This window comes from Xanthomonas hawaiiensis (assembly GCF_031834635.1).
GTDB classification, from domain to species: Bacteria; Pseudomonadota; Gammaproteobacteria; order Xanthomonadales; family Xanthomonadaceae; genus Xanthomonas_A; species Xanthomonas_A sacchari.
Genome location: NZ_CP115873.1, coordinates 503634 through 522404 on the forward strand (window position 1 = coordinate 503634; position 18771 = coordinate 522404).

An 18771-nucleotide genomic window follows, 5' to 3' on the forward strand; every position below is an offset into this window, starting at 1 on the left:
AAATTTTTTAAATCTAATAGACGAGCGTTTTAGCCAGGCCCAACCGCTCGAATGAGCTGGCTCGGGAGCTTTAACGTCCCTACTTCGTGGTGCCGAAATTATGTCCAGATCGGATCTGGCTACAGAAGTTTCAATGATCTCAAAGGGAGGGCGGCTCAAATGAAGGAACTAAGCGCTAGCGGGTCGCCGTTGCCGATGTTGGCGGTGCGTGCCTTCCATCTCGCACCAAATTTTGTCGCTGCGCTGGACAAAAATAAGGTTGCGCATCCGGCCACTCGGATTTCAGAATCGTTCTGGAGTGTGGCAGAGCAATTGCATGAGATGCTCATCGCACTTGACTTTGACGGATTGGACGGGCAGGCCGAGGCGCGTCGTAAGCGAAATATTTTGGGTAGCACGGAGTTGTTGATGCACCGCTGCGCTGCGTTGAACGACTATCTCGGTGTCCTGATGCGGACTTTGCTGCCAAGCGTCCCAGAGCGCAAAATGGGCGCCGATGCCAATGCAGCGAAGCGTCGGCTCGATGCACACATCAATCGCCTCTATAAAATACCGATCAACTTTATCAAGCACGAAGGATTCGGTCTGAGCTGGATCGAAATGAGTTTTAAAGACCTGGTGACGCATGGCTACATGGTTACGGGTCCTATCGGCGACGGGGTGCAGGGATCCGTCAAGTTCCTGCGGCCGGGGCGGGATGATCCTGAAGGCTATTCCTTCGCGTTGACGCTACGCGAGGTGCTACCCGCTATGTACCAGATGTGCGCAATCGCTGAGGAAGTCCTTGCGGATGCGGGAATCTTGCCGACCGCTATGATTCCGCTTTCAGCCGCCTATGATGCCAGTGACGCCCGCGGCATCCTGCTGGTCGAGATGCTTGAATTGTTGAATCGATTACCGCTCCGCGGTTTCCCCGATGAGCATCGCGTCAGGGTGCCGATCTTCAGTCTACAAGGCGGTTCCGTCACGGCAAGGACGGCACCGCTGCGCAAGCTGCCCGGTACATTCAAGATTCAGAGTGAACTGCGTTCAGTCCGAAAGGGCGGCACCTATAAACTCCCTTATTGGAAGAGCGCGGAGCCAGGTCCTTAGGGGTTTCACCATGACGATGTTCGTATTCTCCCGGCGCGCCATCCAAGACAGGCTAGGTCAGCTTGAGGCCGTGCTGTCCGCGGACCAGCATGCAAAACTTGTCGGTCGCCTAAACCAGCCGGGCCGCGACCGGCTGGCCGCCATGTGGGAAGTGGTGTTTCTACAGGCCTTGAACCATGTCGCCCGAATTCGTCACGAGGTCGCGCTATCCAACCGACGCCAACCCGACTTCGGATTCGAACTCGCTCACAAGGGCAAGCTTCTATCGATCGTTGGTGACATAACCTGCGTGTCGGACGTAGGCTTGGACAGGCAGAACCTATTCAGAGAGCTCGGGGACGAAGTCAGCCGGCTAGCACGCAAGTATCGACTGGATCCAGATCATTTCCGTTATGACGTCGCCGGCGAACGGACCGGAGAATGGCCGAAACAACGGGTGAGGCTTTTGCTTCCGACAGGCGAGGCATTTACGCGGCTGATCAAGGACATCGTCGAGCCGTTCGTACGCGAGCTTGCGTCGTCGCCTCGTGCGACGGCAGAGTTTGGTCACGAAGCCCCTGGCATTCGTTTCAGCCTGCGATACGATCAGTCCCAATGGTCATCGGGTGGTAGTCATCCTTGCTACGACCTGGCGACTTCATTGACTGAGAACGTGGTGTACCGAGCGCTGAAGGCCAAAGCGCAGCAGCTAAGTGCGGCACCGCAGGACGCCATTCGCTTAGTCATCCTGTGCGATGGTGACTGTGCAGCGATGAGGAAGTCGAGTCTCGGCGGGTCGGGTGGGAACTATACGTCAACGCAGATCGCCACCGAATTTCTGCGCAAGTCCCGCACCGTGGACCTCGTGCTTCTGGTGGCCGTCGAAAAACGGAACCCGTACGATGCGTTCTTACGCGGCTATGTCATGCACTACGAGTTGATTGCCGCGCCGGCGCGTGGACCGACGCCTAGAGTGGACAAGGATGTCTTTGAAGTGGTTCATGAACTACTGGAACGCTCGGTTCAGGTCGTTCCTACGCCGATGGCCGACGTCTGCAATGCGGCAATTCGTTGTCAGGAGGGGGGCTATGGACTGGGAACACATGGGGGTTATCAAATGAGTGGCAACACGATCCGGATTTCGGCGCGATTGGTGCAGGAGCTCCTCGCCGGCAAGGCTACCCCGGAACAATTTTCGGATTTCCATCGATGGGGAAGTCAACCGGGTAACGAACTAAACCCGTTCGCGCAAGCACTGTCGCGCGGCGAGCTGATCTCGGCTATCAAGCTTATTGACTGTGGCGACGAGGACGACAATCAGTTCGAGTTCCGTTTTGGGCCGGCGGATCCTGCAGTCTCGCCGTTCCGGCGGATAGGTTCCGGAAGGGCTAGTAAGATTTAATCTGGAAGGTAGGTGGAAAAATGACGAAGCGCGTCCGAGGGCTTGCCTATCGTATCTCCAGCCACGCGGATACCCGGTATGAAATCGCGGCTGCCGAAGAGTTCACGAATCCGCACGGGAAGTTCCGGCTGGAGCAGGATCGCCTGACGATCTGGCCGAGCGAGGACTTCGAGAGCAGCGCGGCAGCGGTGGAAGGGCTTGCGTCGTACCTGAAGGCCTGGGAAATGCAGGCAGACTTGGATTGCGGGCCTGAATCGCTCAGATTTCATTTCGAGTCGGCGGAGCTGGAGGAAACGCCAGAGATTGAAATGCCGGGTCTGGCGCCCCGGGCAGCAGAACTCCATTCAACGGTAGTCTTGTCCGATCATATCCAGGCTCATCTCACTCGCATACGGTATCCGAAAAGACCGGAATCCTTTGCCGTATCGGAGTACGTTGAACTCGCGCACCGTCGCTGGCTTGGCTACCAAATGGGAAAAGAGCCATTGCCATCGGCGGCGTACTTCATCTACACGGTCCTTGGTGGCTTGGGAGGGCGATCAAAGAAGGACATCGCAGCGATGTTACAGATAGACAAAGCCGTATTGCATAAGCTGTCTGAGCTATCAACGAAAGCTGGGGGGGCGGATACCGTACGCAAGTTCCAGGGGGTGCTCCCGCCAGCCCGGATGCTGGACGCAGAGCGGACATGGCTGGAGGCTATGGTCTCGCGTCTCGTCCGTCGACTCGGCGAGTACACTGCAGGGGCCGAATTGGAGCGTCTCACGATGGCTGATCTACCGGAGTTGCCATAGCGGTCGGACAAGTGTGTCTCCCCACGAGTGTGGAGTTAGATACCGACCACCGGTGTGCAATTGAAGATTGGACACATGCGGAGATTGATCAGGCACGAAAAGAACTGCAGATGCTGCTACGCGGCTTGGAGTGCAGCGGGAGCGTCAGGCGTATGAACAGCACGCTCGTTAGCAAGAGCCTCCGTCAAGCGGCGGCTGAAGCTCTACGAGAAGCTGTCTTTGGAACGTGCCCAAGGCGATACTCTGGCAGCAGAGTTGCAACGTATGACGGCCTCAGCGCGCCCTAAGTCACGCCAAAAGTCGGCCGCAACACCGGCACCCGAGCCGCCGTTAGACAACAAACGCATGCTATGCTCAACCCATGACTGCCCGCCACTGCCACGAGACAGGCTTCCGAATACCGGCGTGATCGCAACGATCACGCCCCTGTAGCTCAATTGGTAGAGCAGCGGATTTATATCCCGTCAGCGCCAGATAAGCGGCAAGTGCCGGTTCGAGCCCGGCCAGGGGCACCGCCTGTTTAAGTCTTCGCAGATCACGCGTTGAACTCTGCCTTGCTTCCGTCTGGGCCCTTCATTGATACGCTTCTTTCTCGATACCGAATGGGCCGACACTCTAGGCTCTGAGCTCGTTAGCATTGCTCTCGTGGCTGAGAACGGCATTGATTACCTCTACGCCGAACGAGAAGTCTTGCCTGCGCATCCAACGGACTTCGTTCGTAGCGTCGTCTATCCACTGCTGGACCGCGGCAAGGCGATATTGCCGGATCAAGCGATGACCACGCGCATACGCGATGTTCTTTACTCGGCAAAGGCTCCCATGATCTGTGCGGACTACGCCAACGATGTTCAGCTTCTGCACTACGTGCTCGCAGGCTTCGAGCTACCTGATACCGAAGTCTCTCTATGCGGCCCGGCACCTCGGGTAGTGGATGTGCAGATCATTCACGACAGGTCGACGGCGATGTTGGTGGAAGCCTACTTTGAGGCTCATCCTGCAGCTCGGGCCAGACGGCACCATGCCTTGGTCGATGCCGAGGCACTACGAGTGGCATGGCATGTCTCTACCGGCCGCATGCCATGCCCCTCATGGGGCGTTGATGCTATGGCACGAGTAAGCGCACACCCTAGCTAACCATCGCAAGCAGAACCGTGTGGAGAGAGAAGCGGCATGAATGACCTCGCAGACGAACTGGATCCGCGGTACCGATCATGGCTGTTGTCTCAGGCTGTGCCTCAGGTATGGGCTGCAACGTTTTCCCTCCATCTTGATAAAGGCGAAGGCACAGCAATCGCGACAGCAGATGCTGCGGCTGGCGTGGTGAAAAGGCTAAAGGATGAACCTGCGCTTCCTCCAGAGGACGTTGTTGCCAAGTCGGGCTTCGTCTTTTCGTTCGACGATTTTCGGGGCTGGTACCGTGTCACTCATCGATTGCAACAGCCCAGTGGCTCGATCTACCGAGATCCCACTGATACTGAGATCGAGCAAGCCTTCGAGAGCTACCAACAAAGCCGCAGTGACTTCTACTAAGGTCTGGGAACACCATGCCGATCAAGCTCGATCCTCATGTTTCCGAATTTAAGTCCACCGAAGCCGCCGAGAACTATGACCGGTGGTTCCGGGCGAAGATCAAGCGCGCCGTGGCCGACACGCGGCCGACGATTTCGCACGACCAAGTGATGGCGCGCGCACACGCTGCGATCGAAGCCGCCGCGAAGGGATAGAAGCTCGCTTGAGCCTGCTGTAGAAAACGGCCGCACGGGACACCGCGGCAGTGCGAGCATAGATGTCCCACAGGACTGGGTGCGCCGGGCTTCAGGAACGCTGTTCCGACGTCAATCAGGCCGCTGTTCTTCCGGATCGCCGGCAGGTGCTTTCCTGGCTGCAGGTACCACGAGCTGGCGCGTTCGGACTAGATGCGCACTTCCCGGCTGGTCAGGTGTCGGCCGGTTTCTTGGTAGGACACACAGGACGCCAAGCCCTCTTGTTTCAAGCTCTCACGCGCTTCTTCGCGTTGCACGTACTCGCGTTGCACGTACTGTTCAATCGCTTCCAACATGATCCAGTGTGCTGACCCTCGCGCTGGTGGGCCAGCTGCTGAACGCGGCCTTTCAAGCCGTCGTCGACCTTGCGGGGTGCTGCCATAGCGCGAACCCATGACGCCAAGTGGTACCTTCGTGACACTGGTTCTTCCAAATCCTGTTGCCCAGCCGTCGTTCCGCCAAAGGGCCGCAGAGTCATCTGAGGCCGCACCCCGTCGCCGTTCACATTGCTAAATTTGGGCCTGGCTTGCTCCCGAATTCATCCGAGATTGCGGAAGTGCTTTACGAACAATAGCTTACGCCTGTCGGAAGCTGCCTGGAATTACTTGCAGGTAAGTAACGTTGTAGTTACACTGAGCCCAACACACCCGCCACGCCTCTGACGCGACACGTTCGCGCCATGCTCAAATCGGCGGGTTTTTTATTGGCCGCTGTTTGGTGCCAGGATGACTAAGTACGGCAAGCCACCGCTGTTGATCCAAGCCCAGCTGGAACAACTTCAACAACGCGGGCTTGCCATTGGCGACGCCGGCAATGCTGAGCGCTATCTTCAACGGGTGGGCTACTACCGCCTCATGGGCTATCTGTACACCCAGCGCTTGGCGGGCAGTGACAATTATCGTGAGCAAGCGACGTTTGAGGAAGCGGTCGATCTCTACGAGTTCGACAGGGTGCTACGAGATCTGGTGATGGAGGCGGTCGGCCACATCGAGGTGGCCACCCGGACATTGCTTACCTACCACTTTGCGCATGCCTACGGTGCTTTTGGGCACCTGGACGCGGCAAATCTGATGTTCACGGGCTCCCAGCATGGGGAGTGGCTTGATGGTGTCTTCAAGGAAGTAACGCGATCCAAGGAGACGTTTATCCGACACTACAGGGACAAGTACACCATCCCGGCCTTTCCCATGGTACCGATCTGGATGGCAACTGAGGTCATGTCATTAGGATCGCTCTCCCGCTTCTACAAGGCGCTGCGCACCAACGAACAGAAGGCAATTGCCCGCGAGGTGCAATTGGCACCGCCGGTCTTCGCTAACTGGCTGCACGTGACGACCGTCGCGCGAAACGTCGTCGCGCACCACGGCAGGTTGTGGAACAAGGAGCTGGGCGTAAGCGCGATGCGCCCCCGCGCGGCAGGATGGTCCGAAAGCGAAGCGCCATTTCCGGCAAATCGTTCCTTCTTCTTGTTACTTCTGCTTAGTAGGCTGCTGGAAGCCACAACGGCCGATCGGGACGGCTGGCGTGACCGCGTCGATGCCCATCTGAAGGGTGGCCTGACCAACAGTGCCCGAGTGACGAGCCTAGGGGCAGCGGACGGGTGGCTGTCCCACCGCCTTTGGCGGGCTTGACCTGCAAGAATTCTGGTCTCCGTCAGCAGTCTGCTGGTGATTGAGTTCTGCAGATATCGGGCGAGCGATGCGTATCTGCTTAGGGAATCTGAGAGCCAGAAGAATGGAACGCGCTACTGCCCGCTGAAACAACGGTCGCGCTCTGCCGGCCTGCCCCTCGACCCATCATCTCTCCAGGCCGGTCTCGGGAATCAATGTTGAGTCTCGCGAATTAGTGTGGATGACACCGTACAAGAGAACCTTCGTCATGAAGCCGTCGGACTCTATGTCGGAGAGACATGACGAAATACTCGCTTTTTGGACCCCGCATCATCGAAATTCTCACCTTTTGCCGCCACTTTGAGCTCATCTTGGCGGGTTAATATCTCGCAACGTATTGATTTAAAGTGGGAAGTGTTCTCGGCATCTGTCGAGTCCTACAGGAACGCTGCCTGGTCTGTGGCGAGCCTGGCGTGTCGGGTCTGGACCTGTGTGCGGCCTGTGGTGCCGGGGTGCCCTGGAATGCGGCGGCCTGCTGCCGCTGCGCGCTGCCGTTGCCGGCGCTGGATGCTGAGCAGGTCTGCGGCGCGTGCCAACGCCGGCCGCCGTTGCTGGAGCGGGTCGCCAGCGCCTGCGTGTACGCGGCGCCGGTCGATGGCCTGTTGCGCCGCTTCAAGTTCCACCAGGATCTGGCCGCCGGACGCCTGCTCGCCGCACTGCTGCAGACACGCTGCGCGGCCTTGCCGCGGCCGCAGGCGCTGCTGCCGGTGCCGCTGCATCCGGCCCGGCTGCGCCAGCGCGGCTACGACCAGGCGCTGGAACTGGCGCGACCACTGGCGCGCGCGCTGGCGCTGCCGCTGTGCCTGGACCTGCAGCGCGTGCGGGCGACCGCGGCGCAATCCGAACTGGACGCCCGCGCGCGCCGGCGCAACCTGCGCGGCGCGTTCGCGGTGCCGGCCTCGGCGGCGCTGCCGGCGCACGTGGCCCTGATCGACGACGTGATGACGACCGGCGCGACCCTGCATGCCGCGGCAAAGGCGCTACGCCGTGCCGGCGTGGAACGGGTCGATGCCTGGGTGGTGGCGCGGGTGCCGTGACGGGGTGCGTCTAGCGCACGCAGGTGGTGGGGTGCTTCCCCTGCCGTGAGAGACAATCTGCAAGCGCGCTGCGTGCGAATCGGCTGACGTGCCGAAGCGGCGATCTCCGCAAGGCGCCTGCGCGTGTGCGCATGCACGTTCGGCAGATGCGTACGGCTTTACGATCGTGGTAGGCAACAACCAAAGGAGCTTGCGATGCGCTGGAAGGCGTTGGGTCTGTCGATGGCGCTGTGTGTCTTCGGTGCCGCGGGGTGTGAGGGAGGCAAGGTGCCGGACGCCGCCGACGCCAGGCCTGTCAAGGCGAAGATCGAATGGCGCCTGGCCAGCCATGCGCCCACTCCCGACTACGTCCAGGCCGACGACCACGGTCAGCCGGTGTATCTGGCGCCGCAGGCGCTGCTGGTCGTCGAGGAGGCGGCGACCGTGGTGCCCGCCGACAACGGCGATGGCCAGCCAGCGCTGGATCTCCGCTTTCCTGGACACGGCCAACGTCTGACCCGGGCCACCGAGCAGCACGTCGGCAAGCCGATCGCGCTGCTCGCCGATGGCCGGGTGCTGACCGTGGCTACGATCATGGCGCCGTTGCCGGGCGACAGCCTGCGGATCAGCGGACTGCAGGACGTGCAGGAACAGCAGCGGGTGTTGGCGCTGCTGACCCATGCGCCGGCCACGGCTGCGCCAGCGCAGGACGCCAAGCGCTAGAACGCATCGGTGCGATGAGGGGCGGCGGATGCCGCCTCCGCGTCAGGCCATGCGCGGGTCGAGTCGGGGTGGCCTGGCCGACGGCGGGCGCGCCTGAGCATCAGTCTGTTGCGAGGGCCTTGGGGCAAGGTCCAGGCACGACGTGCGTTGCACGTGATCGCTGACAGACCCTAGGCCGTGCGCAACGCCAGCGCTGCGGCGATGCCGGCGAAGATCGCCAGGCCGACCCAGTTGTTGTGCAGGAAGGCGCGGAAGCACGCCGCGCGGTCGCGGTGGCGGGCCATGCGGAACTCGGCGGCCACCAGCAACGCCGCCACGCCCAGGCCGGCCCAGTACCACACGCCCAGGGTTGCGCGCTGGCCGACGAAGGCGAGGGCGACGAACATCAGCGCGTACAGCACGCCCTGGATGACCAGGTCGAGTTCGCCGAACAGGATCGCGGTGGACTTGGAGCCGGCGCGCAGGTCGTCCTCACGATCCACCATCGCATACCAGGTGTCGTAGGCGGTGGCCCACAGGATATTGACCGCGTACAGCAACCAGCCCAGCGCCGGCACCTCGCCGCGGATCGCCGCGAACGCCATCGGGATGCCCCAGCCGAAGGCCATGCCCAGGTAGACCTGCGGCAGGTAGGTGTAGCGCTTCAGGTAGGGATAGCTGGCGGCCAGGAACAGCCCGACCACGCTCAGGCCGATGGTCAGCGCGTTCATCGTCAGCACCAGCGCGAACGCGACCAGCATCAGCACCGCGAACACCGCCAGCGCTTCGCGGCCGCTCACCGCGCCGGTGGCCAGCGGCCGGCTGCGGGTGCGCTCGACCTGCGGGTCCAGCCAGCGGTCGGCGTAGTCGTTGATCACGCAGCCGGCCGAGCGGGTCAGCCAGACCCCGGCGGTGAACACGAACAGGGTCCACAGCGGCGGCACCCCATCGGCGGCCAGCCACAGCGCCCACCAGGTCGGCCACAGCAGCAGCAGCACGCCGATCGGCCGGTCGCCGCGCAACAGTTTCCAGTACTGGCCCAGGCGCGCGCGCGGCGGCAGCGCGGCAGGCGTTTCGTAGCGTTCGTAACCCATCGCGCAAGGGTAGCAGCCGCGTCGTGCGGGCGGCAGCACGCGGTGTCGTGCGCTTGGCCCGCGCTCCACGCGCTGGCTGCGGGAGCGCGTGGCGTCGGCGGCGCCGCTGGAGCTGCGGATGCGCGCTGGTGTCCTGCCCAGCGGCAGACGGACGACGCGCCGGCGCGCCTGCGACGCCCGGCGTTCCATCGGCCCCGTCGTCATCCGCGTGCCACGCACCGCTTGCCTGGACAGTGGCGCAGCCTGATCGGAACGGCCGTGGCACCGCTGCCGCAGCGAGTTGCGGCCGGGGGAGACGCGGCCGACGAATGTCGTTAGAATGCGCGTCCGTTGCGCCCGTAGCTCAGCCGGATAGAGTAGTGGCTTCCGAAGCCATTGGTCGGGGGTTCGAATCCCTCCGGGCGCGCCATCCAGTCCTGCCCCCTGCTTCCTCCGCATCGTCTTTCCGACGAGCGCGGGCGTGGCAAACAGGCCCGCAGGCGTCGCAGCGCGCATGTCGGCGACGTGGCTATCGTATGCGCATGCCAGCGCTCATCTTCTTCAGTCCTGCTCTTGTGTCTGACCATCCTGCTACCTGCCGTGCCGCAGACGCCGGCATCGTCCGCCCGTGCCTGCGCATCCGGCGCGCTGCGCAGATTGGCGCTCGGGCATGACCATTCCGCGCACGGTCAGCCCACGCACCGCGTTGCCCAAGCCCGCCGTGCGCCGGCTCGGCGCGGACGACGCGCTGGCCTATCTGCGGGTAGGCGAGGGCGCCTCGGTGCTGCTCGTCCATGGGGCGCTGTGCGACTACCGCTACTGGGCACCGCAGGTGCGCGGCCTGGCCGATCGTTTCCAACTCAGCGCGCTGAGCCTGGGCCAGTACTACCCACGGCTGCCGTCGGCGTCGCGGCATGCCTTCGGCTGGCGCTGGCATGCGCAGCAGCTCGCCGCCTTCATCGCCGAGGAAGCACGGCCGGTGCATCTGGTCGGCCATTCCCGCGGCGCCGCCGTGGCCTGGCAGGCGGCGCTGCTGCGGCCGGATGCCATCGCCAGCCTGACCCTGTTCGATCCGGGCGGCCCGCAGCCGCAGGGCCTGCCGGCCGAGGTGCAGGCGGTCCGCGCGCAGGCGATCGCGCTGCTGCAGGGCGGCCAGGTCGAGGCCGGCCTGGAATGCTTCGTCGATTCGGTCAGCCAGCCCGGCGCCTGGGCGCGCAGCAGCGTGAGCTTCCGGCAGATGGTCCGCGACAACGCGCAGACCCTGGTGCCTCAGATCGCGGATGCACTACCGGCGTACCGGCCCGAGCAGGCCGCCACGCTGACGATGCCGGTGTTGCTGGTCGCCGGCGAACGCAGCCCGGCCCAGTACCGCGACAACGCTGCCGCGCTGGCAGCCTGGTTGCCGCAGGCGCGCCACGAGGTGCTGGCCGGGGCGTCGCACGGCATGACCTTTACCCATGCGAGGCGATGCAATGCCTTGATCGCCGATTGGGTGGACGCTGCGGCGAGAAGCTGAGCGCGTACGGCAGCGTGCTGCGCTCAGCGGGCGCGACTGGGTGCAGACTGGATGCGGCGCACGCCGGCTGCGGCCTGGCGTCACCCTGCCAGGCGGCGTGCCCCAGGTGGCGTCGGACCCACGGCGTTCGCCGTCGCCTCCCCACGATCCAGTTGCCGGTAAGCGATGGCCTCGGTCAGGTGCGCAGTGGCGATGGTGTCGCTGGCGTCCAAGTCGGCGATGGTGCGGGCTACACGCAGGATCCGATGCAGCGAGCGCGCCGACAGCCGCAGGCGTTCGATGGCCTGTTCCAGCAGTGCCTCGTCGCGCGGCTGCAGGCGGCAGTCGCGCAGGGTCTCGCTGTGGCCGAGCTGGCCGTTGGGCCGGCCGGCACGTGCCTGCTGGCGTTGCCGCGCCTGTTCCACGCGCTCGCGCACGGCGGCGCTGGATTCGCCGGGCGGCGCATCGGCGCGTAGCGCCTGTGGCGGCAGCCGCGGCACTTCCACGTGCAGGTCGATGCGGTCTAGCAGCGGACCGGAGATGCGCGCGCGGTAACGTCTCACCGCGTCCTCGCTGCAGCGGCAGCGGCCGCTGGGGTCGCCGGCCCAGCCGCAGGGGCAGGGATTCATCGCCGCCACCAACTGGAAGCGCGCGGGGAACTCGGCGCTGCGCGCCGCACGCGACACGGTCACCTGGCCCGACTCCAGCGGCTCGCGCAGCACTTCCAGCGCATGCCGGTTCCACTCGGGCAGCTCGTCCAGGAACAGCACGCCATGGTGTGCCAGCGAGATCTCGCCGGGACGCGGATGGCTGCCGCCGCCGACCAGCGACACCGCGCTGGCGGTGTGGTGCGGTGCGCGGTAGGGGCGTTGCCGCCAGCGCGCCGGATCCACGCCGCGGCCGCTGACCGAGGCGATGGCTGCGCTCTCCAGCGCCTCGGCTTCGCTGGCCTCGGGCAGGATCCCGGGCAGGCGCGAGGCTAGCAGGGTCTTGCCGCAGCCGGGGCTGCCAATCAGCAACAGATGGTGATGCCCGGCCGCGGCGATCTCCAGGGCGCGGCGCGCCTGCGCCTGGCCGCGCACGTCGCTCAGGTCGGGAAAGGGGGCGGCGACCGCCGGCGGCGCCGTCGCCGCGGGCAGGGTCTTGCTGCCGTTGAGCAAGCCGCAGACCTCCAGCAGGGTGCGCGCGGTGAAGGCCTGCACGTGTTGCGCCAGTGCCGCCTCGGCGCCGTTGTCGGCCGGGACGATCAGGGTGCGCCCGGCCTCGGCGGCGGCCAGCGCCGCCGGCAGGACGCCGTCGACCGGGCGCAGTTCGCCGGTCAGCGCCAGCTCGCCGAGGAATTCGTACTGGCCGAGCACCTGCGGGTCGAGCTGGCCGGCGGCGGCAAGGATGCCCAGCGCGATCGGCAGGTCGAAGCGGCCGCCCTCCTTGGGCAGGTCGGCCGGGGCCAGGTTGACGGTGATCCGCCGCGCCGGGAATTCGTACTGCGCGCAGAGCAAGGCGGCGCGGACGCGGTCGCGCGATTCGCGTACCGCCGCCTCGGGCAGGCCGACGATCTGGGTAGCCGGCAGGCCGCCGGAGAGATGGACTTCGACCCGAACCGGAGGCGCAAGCACCCCCGCGCGGGCACGGCTGTGCACCAGCGCCAGGCTCATGGTGGCGGGTGGATCAGGCGTTGGGGCTGGGCGTGGGCCCGCTGCGTTCCGCTTCCAGCGCCGCGACGCTGCGCTCCAGCGCTTCGAGCTTCTCGCGCGTGCGCAGCAGCACCGCACGCTGCACTTCGAATTCCTCGCGGGTGACCAGGTCGAGCTTGCCCAGCCCGGCCTGCAGCGCGCTCTTGAAGGTGCTCTGCAGTTCGTCGCGGGATTGGCGCAGGCCCGGCGGCACCAGGTCGCTGAGGCGGCGGGCGAGGTCGTCGAGATGGTTGAGGTCGATCATGGCTGTGCTCCGGCAGGTGGCGTCAGAGTGCGGCACCGGAAAGATCGGGACCATCGGGATCGGACGCGGCGCGCTGTCGGAAAATTCCGGCGTTGGGGGCGCGCGGCCATTGAACCCGACGGCCGGGAATCGCGCAACCGCGCTATCCTGAGGCCATTGTGATTGGAGAACGCCGCATGAAGATGATCATGGCCGTGATCAAGCCGTTCAAGCTCGACGACGTGCGCGAAGCGCTCGCCGCGCAGGGCGTGGCCGGCATCACCGTCACCGAGGTCAAGGGCTTCGGCCGGCAGAAGGGCCACACCGAGCTGTACCGCGGTGCCGAGTACGTGGTCGATTTCCTGCCGAAGGTGAAGCTGGAAGTGGCGGTCAGCGAGGACCAGGTCGAGCGCGTGGTCGAGGCCATCGTCAAGGCCGCCGCCACCGGCAAGATCGGCGACGGCAAGGTGTTCGTCTACGACCTGGGCACGGTGGTGCGGATCCGCACCGGCGAACTGGACGCGGACGCGCTGTAACGCGGTCACCGCGCCTGCAGCGGCGTGGCATGGATGGTGTCGCTTCGGCGGCGATGGGCGTTCCCGATAAAACCTGTCGCGGCTGAAGCCGCTTGTGTCAAATGAGGGTCTATCGTTGCAGGTGAGAGCGGAGTGCGGCAGGCCGTTTAGCCGCAGTGCCAGCAAGCACGAGTAGGAGTCAGCGCCGCCGCACCCCGTATCTCCTGCCTCATCAGCCCGAACAGTTGCCCGAGTCGCGAGCTCGAACTCCACAAGCATGGGCGTCGGCAGGAGTGCTCTCGTGCCTGAGTCTACTGCGGAGAACGTCTATGCGACGCTATGTCGGGATCGATGTATCCAAGGCCGAACTGGTCATTCATGTCCTGCCGGACGAGCAGACCTGGACCCAAGCCAATACGCCACAGGGGCAGCGTGCGCTGGCCCAACGCCTGGCCGAGCTGGGCTGCGAGCGGATCGTGCTGGAAGCCAGTGGCGGCTACGAACATGCCGTGCTGCAGGTGCTCCGAGAGGCGGACCTGCCGGCAGTGCGGATGGCCGCTGATCGTCCGCGCAAGCTAGCCCAGGCCTTGGGCCTGCATGCCAAAACCGATGTCCTGGACGCGCGCCTGCTGGCCATCGCCGCCCAGCACATCCCGACCACCCCCACGCCCGTGGTGCCCGGGCACCAGCAGTCTCTTCGCGAACTGCTGGACCTGCGTGCCACCCTGGTGGGCCAGCGCGATGCCCATCGGCGGCGCCTGGAGCACATCACCCGCCCTGAGGTGCAACGCCACTGCCGAGAGGTGATCGCCCTGCTGAACCAGCAGATCCAGACGTTGACGCAGGAGATCGGGCAGCAGGGCAAGACCTGCTCGAGCCTCCCTAAGGTGCCTGGGCTCGGCACGATCCTGCGCGCGGTTCTGGCCGCGCGGTTGCCAGAGCTGGGCACGCTGCCGCCACGCAAGCTCGCTGCCCTGGTCGGGCTGGCCCCGTTCAATCACGACAGCGGCTGCTGGAAAGGCCAACGCCGCATCAAAGGCGGACGTGCCGACGTGCGGCGCGTGCTGTACATGGCCACCTGGGCCAGCATCCGCGCCGAATCCCCCTTGGCCAACACTTACGCGCGCATGCGCGCAGGCGGCAAACCGGCCAAGGTCGCCATCGTCGCCTGCATGCACAAGTTCCTGCGCTGGCTCAACGCCATCGCGCGCGATCAGGCCCCGTACGCTCCTCCTGCCATCGCAGGTGCATGACAGTTGACTCCTACAGGCATGGCGGGCAGCCGGATGTGCCGCCACTCTGCGCCAGACGCCGACTCAGACGCCGCCGTAGCCACGGCCGAGGGTGAGCCAGAACGTCGCCACCACCAGCACCGCCATGACGACCGTGGCGCGGCTGGACGGTAGCGGTAGCGGCAGCGGCGCGCGCGACCGGTGCGACAGCGCGATGACCACCAGGCCGATCGGCGCCAACAGGCCTTCCTGCGCCGCCTCGCGCAATGCCGGCAGCACCGGCCCGGCATGCAACAGCACGCTCACGCAGGCCACCGCGCCGGCAGTGGCGTAGGCCACCAGCATTGGCCTGCCTTTCGGCAGCCACGGGGCGATGGCGCGCAGCACCTGCAGATACAGCCAGGCGCCGGCCAGTCCCATCCCGAGCCGCCAGGCCCAGGCCGGCTGCAGGGCGAGATCGCGCAGGACGAAAGCGAGGTCGCCGTCATCGGTGACCGCGGAGAACAGCAGGTAGCCGGCGCCCCACATTCCGTTGAAGGCGGCGATCAGCGCGAGCGCCAGGCGCGGCATGTCCGCGCGACGGCGGTGTGCCGCCAAAATGCAGATTGCGGCCACGCACAGATTCGCCAGCGGCCCGGCGGCATCGACGAAGGGGCGCCCAGGCTGGCAGCGGAAGTACACCGAGGTGAGCCAGCGCACGGTGCCGCCGCTGCCCAGGCAGGCCAGGCCATGGCCCACCGCTTCGTGGGCGACGCAGGCGACCACGAAGCCGATCGCGGCCAGCGCGCACAGGGTCCACGGCGAGGTCGTCTGGGAGCGCATGGGAGGCTCGCGGTGTGGTGCGATGGAGGCCGGCGCATCGTCGCACGCGCGGGCCATGGCGTGCGGCATCGTTGGCGTTGGCGGCTGTGCAGCGCGCGATCGTGGCAGCCGGCTGCGATGCCATGTGCCATGCAACGCGCCCGTCGATACGGATACGCCCGCGTTGGGGCAGGCCTTGCCAAGGATCCGACAGCGCCGGCGATCCGCGGCATCGGCGCATGTCAGGTGCGCGCCGATGCCGACGGAGGACGGCGCCTTAGCCGCCCAGTGCCTCGGCCACGAACGGCGGCAGCACCTGGGTGCCGGTATGCAGATGCGCGCTGTAGTAGCGGGTGGCGAACGGCTTGGCCGCGGCGTCGTTCTGGCGGAAGTCGAAGCCGCCCTGCTTGCGCGCCATGGTCACGCTCCACCAGCCGGTCGGGTAGCACGGCTGCGGGAACGGCACGGTGTGGAAGCTGGCGAAGCCGGCCTTGCCCATTTCCGCGCGCATTTCCTTGATCAGGTCCAGCAGCGCCAGCGGCGATTCGGACTGCTGCACCAGGATGCCGTCGTCCTTCAGCGCCTTGAAGCAGCTCTCGTAGAAGGCCTTGTTGAACAGGCCTTCGGCCGGGCCGACCGGGTCGGTGGAGTCGACGATGACGATGTCCACGCTGCCGGCCGGGCAGTTGGCCATGTAGGCCACGCCGTCGTCGAACAGCAACTCGGCGCGCGGGTCGTTGTTGGACTCGCACAGCTCCGGGAAATACTTCTCGGCCATGCGCGTGACCTGCTCGTCGATGTCGCACTGGGTGGCGCTTTCCACGCCCGGGTGCTTGAGCACTTCGCGCAGGGTGCCGCAGTCGCCGCCGCCGATGATCACCACGCGCTTGGGCGCGGCGTGGGTGAACAGCGCCGGGTGGCTGATCATCTCGTGGTAGAAGAAGTTGTCGCGCGTGGTCAGCATCACCGCGCCGTCGATCACCATCAGCTTGCCCCAGTCGGTGGTGTCGTAGATCTCGATCTTCTGGAACGGCGACTGCACCTCGTCCAGCTTGCCGGTGATGCGATAGCCGATGGCCGAGCCGGTGGGCTGGAAGTGTTCGATGTACCAGTTGTCGTTGGCGCTCATGGAATGTCCTAGGAAAGCAAAAAGAAGCGGCGAATCCTTCTCCCGCCGGGAGAAGCTGGCGCGAAACGCCGGATGAGGGTCGGGCGCAGCCTCGCGCAGCTGAGCCACGCGAGGCCGTTACCGCATCCTCTCCGGATGAGTGGCGGACACAGCTCTGCGCATCCAGCCCGCATCATGCACCCGCGCACCCGGCCCGGCTCCGCCAGGAGCCGAGGGCGTCGGAACGGCGCGGATTGTAACGGACCCCACGCGTAGCAGGGGTTACAATCCACGCCCTTTTTCCGTCAGCCGAGCCGCCACGATGAGCGATTGGTCCCTCGACCAAGCCCGCAAGACCTACTCGATCCCGCACTGGGCCGACGGGTACTTCGACGTGGACGCGGCCGGCCGGGTGGTGGTGCGGCCGCAGGGCGCCGACGGCGTGGCGATCGCGCTGCCGGAGGTGGTGGACGCCGCACGCGCGGCCGGGGCCAAGCTGCCGATGCTGGTGCGCTTCCCCGACATCCTCGGCGAGCGCCTGGGCAAGCTGCAGGCCGCCTTCGCCCAGGCCCAGGCCGATTGGGACTACACCGGTGGCTACACCGCGGTGTACCCGATCAAGGTCAACCAGCACCGCGGCGTGGCCGGCACCCTGGCCAGCCACCAGGGCGAGGGCTTCGGCCTGGAGGCCGGCAGCAAGCCGGAGCTGATGGCGGTGCTGGCGCTGTCGCGGCCGGGCGGGCTGATCGTGTGCAACGGCTATAAGGACCGCGAGTACATCCGCCTGGCGCTGATTGGGCGCAAGCTGGGGCTGCAGACCTTCATCGTCATCGAGAAGCCGTCGGAGCTGAAGCTGGTGCTGGAGGAGGCGCGCGCGCTGGACGTGAAGCCGGGCCTGGGCGTGCGCATGCGCCTGGCCTCGCTGGGCGCGGGCAAGTGGCAGAACAGCGGCGGCGACAAGGCCAAGTTCGGGCTGTCGCCGCGGCAGGTGCTGGACCTGTGGAAGACCCTGCGCGACACCGAGTACGCCGACGCGCTGAACCTGCTGCACTTCCACATGGGCTCGCAGATCTCCAACGTGCGCGACATCGCCAACGGCATGCGCGAAGCCACCCGCTACTTCGTCGAGCTGTCCAAGCTGGGCGCGAAGATCAGTCACGTCGACGTCGGCGGCGGCCTGGGCATCGACTACGAAGGCACCCGCTCGCGCAGCTACTGCTCGATCAACTACGGCCTGCATTCCTACGCCAGCAACATCGTGCAGCCGCTGGCCAGCGCCTGCGAGGAGCACGGCCTGCCGCCGCCGCGCATCGTCACCGAGTGCGGGCGCGCGATGACCGCGCACCACGCGGTGCTGATCGCCAACGTGTCCGAGGTGGAGCAGGCGCCGGAAGGCCGCGTGCCGGATGCGCACGACGACGAACCGGCGGCGATCCGCCACCTGCGCGAGATTCATGCCGAACTGGACCAGCGCCCGGCGGTGGAACTGTTCCAGGAGGCGCAGCATTTCCACGCCGAAGGCCTCAGCGGCTACGCCCTGGGCCAGATCGACCTGACCCATCGCGCGCGCATCGACGACCTGTTCTACGCCATCGCCCACGGCGTGCGCGCGCGGCTGAGCCATGAGGAAAAGAGCCACCGTCCGGTGCTGGACGAACTCAACGAGCGGCTGGTCGACAAGTACTTCGTCAACTTCAGCGTGTTCGAATCGATTCCCGACGTGTGGGCGATCGACCAGGTGTTCCCGATCGTGCCGATCGAGCGCCTGAACGAGGCGCCGGCGCGGCGCGGCGTGGTCTGCGACATGACCTGCGATTCCGACGGCATGGTCAAGACCTACGTCGAGAACGAAAGCCTGGACAGCTCGCTGCCGCTGCACGCGCTGCGTCCGGGCGAGAGCTACCGCATCGGCTTCTTCCTGGTCGGCGCCTACCAGGAAATCCTCGGCGACATCCACAACCTGTTCGGCGACACGGACGCGGTGGAAGTGGCGGTGGACGGCGACGGCTACCGCATCGCCCAGCAACGCCGCGGCGACACCACCGACGTGATGCTGGACTACGTCGGCTACCGCCTGGACGACCTGCGCGCCGCCTACGCCGAGCGCGTGGCCGCCGCGCAGTTGCCGGCCGCGCAGGCGACGGAGCTGGCCGACGCGCTCGAGGCCGGCCTGACCGGCTACACCTACCTGTCCGACGAACCGCTGGGCTGA

18 protein-coding genes and 2 tRNA genes are annotated in these 18771 nt (G+C 65.5%); 15 read left to right on the plus strand and 5 right to left on the minus strand.

From position 1 onward, the window contains the following. The first annotated feature begins 159 nt into the window (after positions 1 to 159). From PG878_RS02230 to PG878_RS02275, 10 genes are all read left to right on the plus strand, one after another. A complete protein-coding gene (locus PG878_RS02230; protein WP_209030576.1) occupies positions 160 to 1092 on the plus strand; it encodes a hypothetical protein in 933 nt (310 codons plus the stop codon). A 10-nt stretch (positions 1093 to 1102) separates the two neighbouring features. Then, positions 1103 to 2473 carry a hypothetical protein gene (locus PG878_RS02235; RefSeq protein WP_209030577.1) on the plus strand — a complete coding sequence of 457 codons (1371 nt, stop codon included), beginning with the start codon at positions 1103 to 1105 and terminating at the stop codon, positions 2471 to 2473. Between the two features lie 20 nt (positions 2474 to 2493). Then, complete coding sequence (locus tag PG878_RS02240; RefSeq protein WP_209030578.1) at positions 2494 to 3267, plus strand: hypothetical protein; 774 nt, start codon at positions 2494 to 2496, stop codon at positions 3265 to 3267. 422 nt (positions 3268 to 3689) lie between these two features. Further along, positions 3690 to 3779: transfer RNA gene (locus PG878_RS02245), tRNA-Ile, on the plus strand. Between the two features lie 133 nt (positions 3780 to 3912). Further along, on the plus strand, positions 3913 to 4401 hold the full coding sequence (locus PG878_RS02250) for a hypothetical protein (protein WP_343237370.1): 489 nt from the start codon (positions 3913 to 3915) through the stop codon (positions 4399 to 4401). Between the two features lie 36 nt (positions 4402 to 4437). Further along, complete coding sequence (locus PG878_RS02255; protein WP_209030579.1) at positions 4438 to 4797, plus strand: hypothetical protein; 360 nt, start codon at positions 4438 to 4440, stop codon at positions 4795 to 4797. Positions 4798 to 4811: 14 nt separating this feature from the next. Then, entirely contained in the window at positions 4812 to 4991 is a 180-nt protein-coding gene (relB, locus tag PG878_RS02260) for a type II toxin-antitoxin system RelB family antitoxin (protein ID WP_209030580.1), read from the plus strand. A gap of 764 nt (positions 4992 to 5755) precedes the next feature. Next, on the plus strand, positions 5756 to 6661 hold the full coding sequence (locus PG878_RS02265) for an Abi family protein (protein ID WP_209030581.1): 906 nt from the start codon (positions 5756 to 5758) through the stop codon (positions 6659 to 6661). A 386-nt stretch (positions 6662 to 7047) separates the two neighbouring features. After that, positions 7048 to 7737, plus strand: a complete 690-nt coding sequence (locus PG878_RS02270) for a ComFC family protein (protein ID WP_209030582.1) — start codon at positions 7048 to 7050, stop codon at positions 7735 to 7737. 195 nt (positions 7738 to 7932) lie between these two features. Continuing rightward, complete coding sequence (locus PG878_RS02275) at positions 7933 to 8439, plus strand: SecDF P1 head subdomain-containing protein (RefSeq protein WP_209030583.1); 507 nt, start codon at positions 7933 to 7935, stop codon at positions 8437 to 8439. A gap of 170 nt (positions 8440 to 8609) precedes the next feature. Here PG878_RS02275 and ubiA read toward each other — a convergent pair whose 3' ends face one another. Next, the gene (gene ubiA / locus PG878_RS02280; RefSeq protein WP_209030584.1) at positions 8610 to 9512 is read right to left on the minus strand and encodes a 4-hydroxybenzoate octaprenyltransferase; all 903 of its coding nucleotides are present in this window, start codon (positions 9510 to 9512) and stop codon (positions 8610 to 8612) included. Positions 9513 to 9844: 332 nt separating this feature from the next. Here ubiA and PG878_RS02285 point away from each other — a divergent pair. Then, a tRNA-Arg gene (locus PG878_RS02285) sits at positions 9845 to 9921 on the plus strand. 240 nt (positions 9922 to 10161) lie between these two features. Then, entirely contained in the window at positions 10162 to 11007 is an 846-nt protein-coding gene (locus tag PG878_RS02290; RefSeq protein WP_209030585.1) for an alpha/beta fold hydrolase, read from the plus strand. An 80-nt stretch (positions 11008 to 11087) separates the two neighbouring features. On the opposite strand, the gene PG878_RS02295 is transcribed toward PG878_RS02290, so the two are convergent. Together PG878_RS02295 and ubiK are read right to left on the minus strand one after the other, a co-directional pair. Further along, a complete protein-coding gene (locus tag PG878_RS02295) occupies positions 11088 to 12641 on the minus strand; it encodes a YifB family Mg chelatase-like AAA ATPase (RefSeq protein WP_209030586.1) in 1554 nt (517 codons plus the stop codon). A gap of 13 nt (positions 12642 to 12654) precedes the next feature. After that, complete coding sequence (gene ubiK / locus PG878_RS02300) at positions 12655 to 12924, minus strand: ubiquinone biosynthesis accessory factor UbiK (protein ID WP_209030587.1); 270 nt, start codon at positions 12922 to 12924, stop codon at positions 12655 to 12657. Between the two features lie 176 nt (positions 12925 to 13100). Between ubiK and PG878_RS02305 the strand changes: the two genes are divergently transcribed. Together PG878_RS02305 and PG878_RS02310 are read left to right on the plus strand one after the other, a co-directional pair. Then, a complete protein-coding gene (locus PG878_RS02305) occupies positions 13101 to 13439 on the plus strand; it encodes a P-II family nitrogen regulator (protein WP_010341856.1) in 339 nt (112 codons plus the stop codon). A gap of 308 nt (positions 13440 to 13747) precedes the next feature. Continuing rightward, positions 13748 to 14671, plus strand: coding sequence for an IS110 family transposase (locus PG878_RS02310; RefSeq protein WP_311185984.1), 924 nt, complete (start codon positions 13748 to 13750; stop codon positions 14669 to 14671). Positions 14672 to 14734: 63 nt separating this feature from the next. Here the strand turns inward: PG878_RS02310 and PG878_RS02315 are convergent, their stop codons facing one another. After that, complete coding sequence (locus PG878_RS02315) at positions 14735 to 15472, minus strand: hypothetical protein (RefSeq protein ID WP_209032647.1); 738 nt, start codon at positions 15470 to 15472, stop codon at positions 14735 to 14737. A gap of 256 nt (positions 15473 to 15728) precedes the next feature. Further along, on the minus strand, positions 15729 to 16580 hold the full coding sequence (speE, locus tag PG878_RS02320; protein WP_209032646.1) for a polyamine aminopropyltransferase: 852 nt from the start codon (positions 16578 to 16580) through the stop codon (positions 15729 to 15731). Between the two features lie 301 nt (positions 16581 to 16881). On the opposite strand from speE, the gene speA reads away from it, so the two are divergent. After that, positions 16882 to 18771: an arginine decarboxylase gene (gene speA / locus PG878_RS02325; RefSeq protein ID WP_209032645.1), complete on the plus strand. Its 1890-nt coding sequence runs from the start codon at positions 16882 to 16884 to the stop codon at positions 18769 to 18771.

Coding starts and splice junctions, on each gene's coding strand:
- PG878_RS02230 (WP_209030576.1), top strand. CDS start 160: ATGAAGGAACTAAGCGCTAGCGGGTCGCCGTTGCCGATGTTGGCGGTG.
- PG878_RS02235 (WP_209030577.1), top strand. CDS start 1,103: ATGACGATGTTCGTATTCTCCCGGCGCGCCATCCAAGACAGGCTAGGT.
- PG878_RS02240 (WP_209030578.1), top strand. CDS start 2,494: ATGACGAAGCGCGTCCGAGGGCTTGCCTATCGTATCTCCAGCCACGCG.
- PG878_RS02255 (WP_209030579.1), top strand. CDS start 4,438: ATGAATGACCTCGCAGACGAACTGGATCCGCGGTACCGATCATGGCTG.
- relB (WP_209030580.1), top strand. CDS start 4,812: ATGCCGATCAAGCTCGATCCTCATGTTTCCGAATTTAAGTCCACCGAA.
- PG878_RS02265 (WP_209030581.1), top strand. CDS start 5,756: ATGACTAAGTACGGCAAGCCACCGCTGTTGATCCAAGCCCAGCTGGAA.
- PG878_RS02275 (WP_209030583.1), top strand. CDS start 7,933: ATGCGCTGGAAGGCGTTGGGTCTGTCGATGGCGCTGTGTGTCTTCGGT.
- ubiA (WP_209030584.1), bottom strand. CDS start 9,512: ATGGGTTACGAACGCTACGAAACGCCTGCCGCGCTGCCGCCGCGCGCG.
- PG878_RS02290 (WP_209030585.1), top strand. CDS start 10,162: ATGACCATTCCGCGCACGGTCAGCCCACGCACCGCGTTGCCCAAGCCC.
- PG878_RS02295 (WP_209030586.1), bottom strand. CDS start 12,641: ATGAGCCTGGCGCTGGTGCACAGCCGTGCCCGCGCGGGGGTGCTTGCG.
- ubiK (WP_209030587.1), bottom strand. CDS start 12,924: ATGATCGACCTCAACCATCTCGACGACCTCGCCCGCCGCCTCAGCGAC.
- PG878_RS02305 (WP_010341856.1), top strand. CDS start 13,101: ATGAAGATGATCATGGCCGTGATCAAGCCGTTCAAGCTCGACGACGTG.
- PG878_RS02310 (WP_311185984.1), top strand. CDS start 13,748: ATGCGACGCTATGTCGGGATCGATGTATCCAAGGCCGAACTGGTCATT.
- PG878_RS02315 (WP_209032647.1), bottom strand. CDS start 15,472: ATGCGCTCCCAGACGACCTCGCCGTGGACCCTGTGCGCGCTGGCCGCG.
- speE (WP_209032646.1), bottom strand. CDS start 16,580: ATGAGCGCCAACGACAACTGGTACATCGAACACTTCCAGCCCACCGGC.
- speA (WP_209032645.1), top strand. CDS start 16,882: ATGAGCGATTGGTCCCTCGACCAAGCCCGCAAGACCTACTCGATCCCG.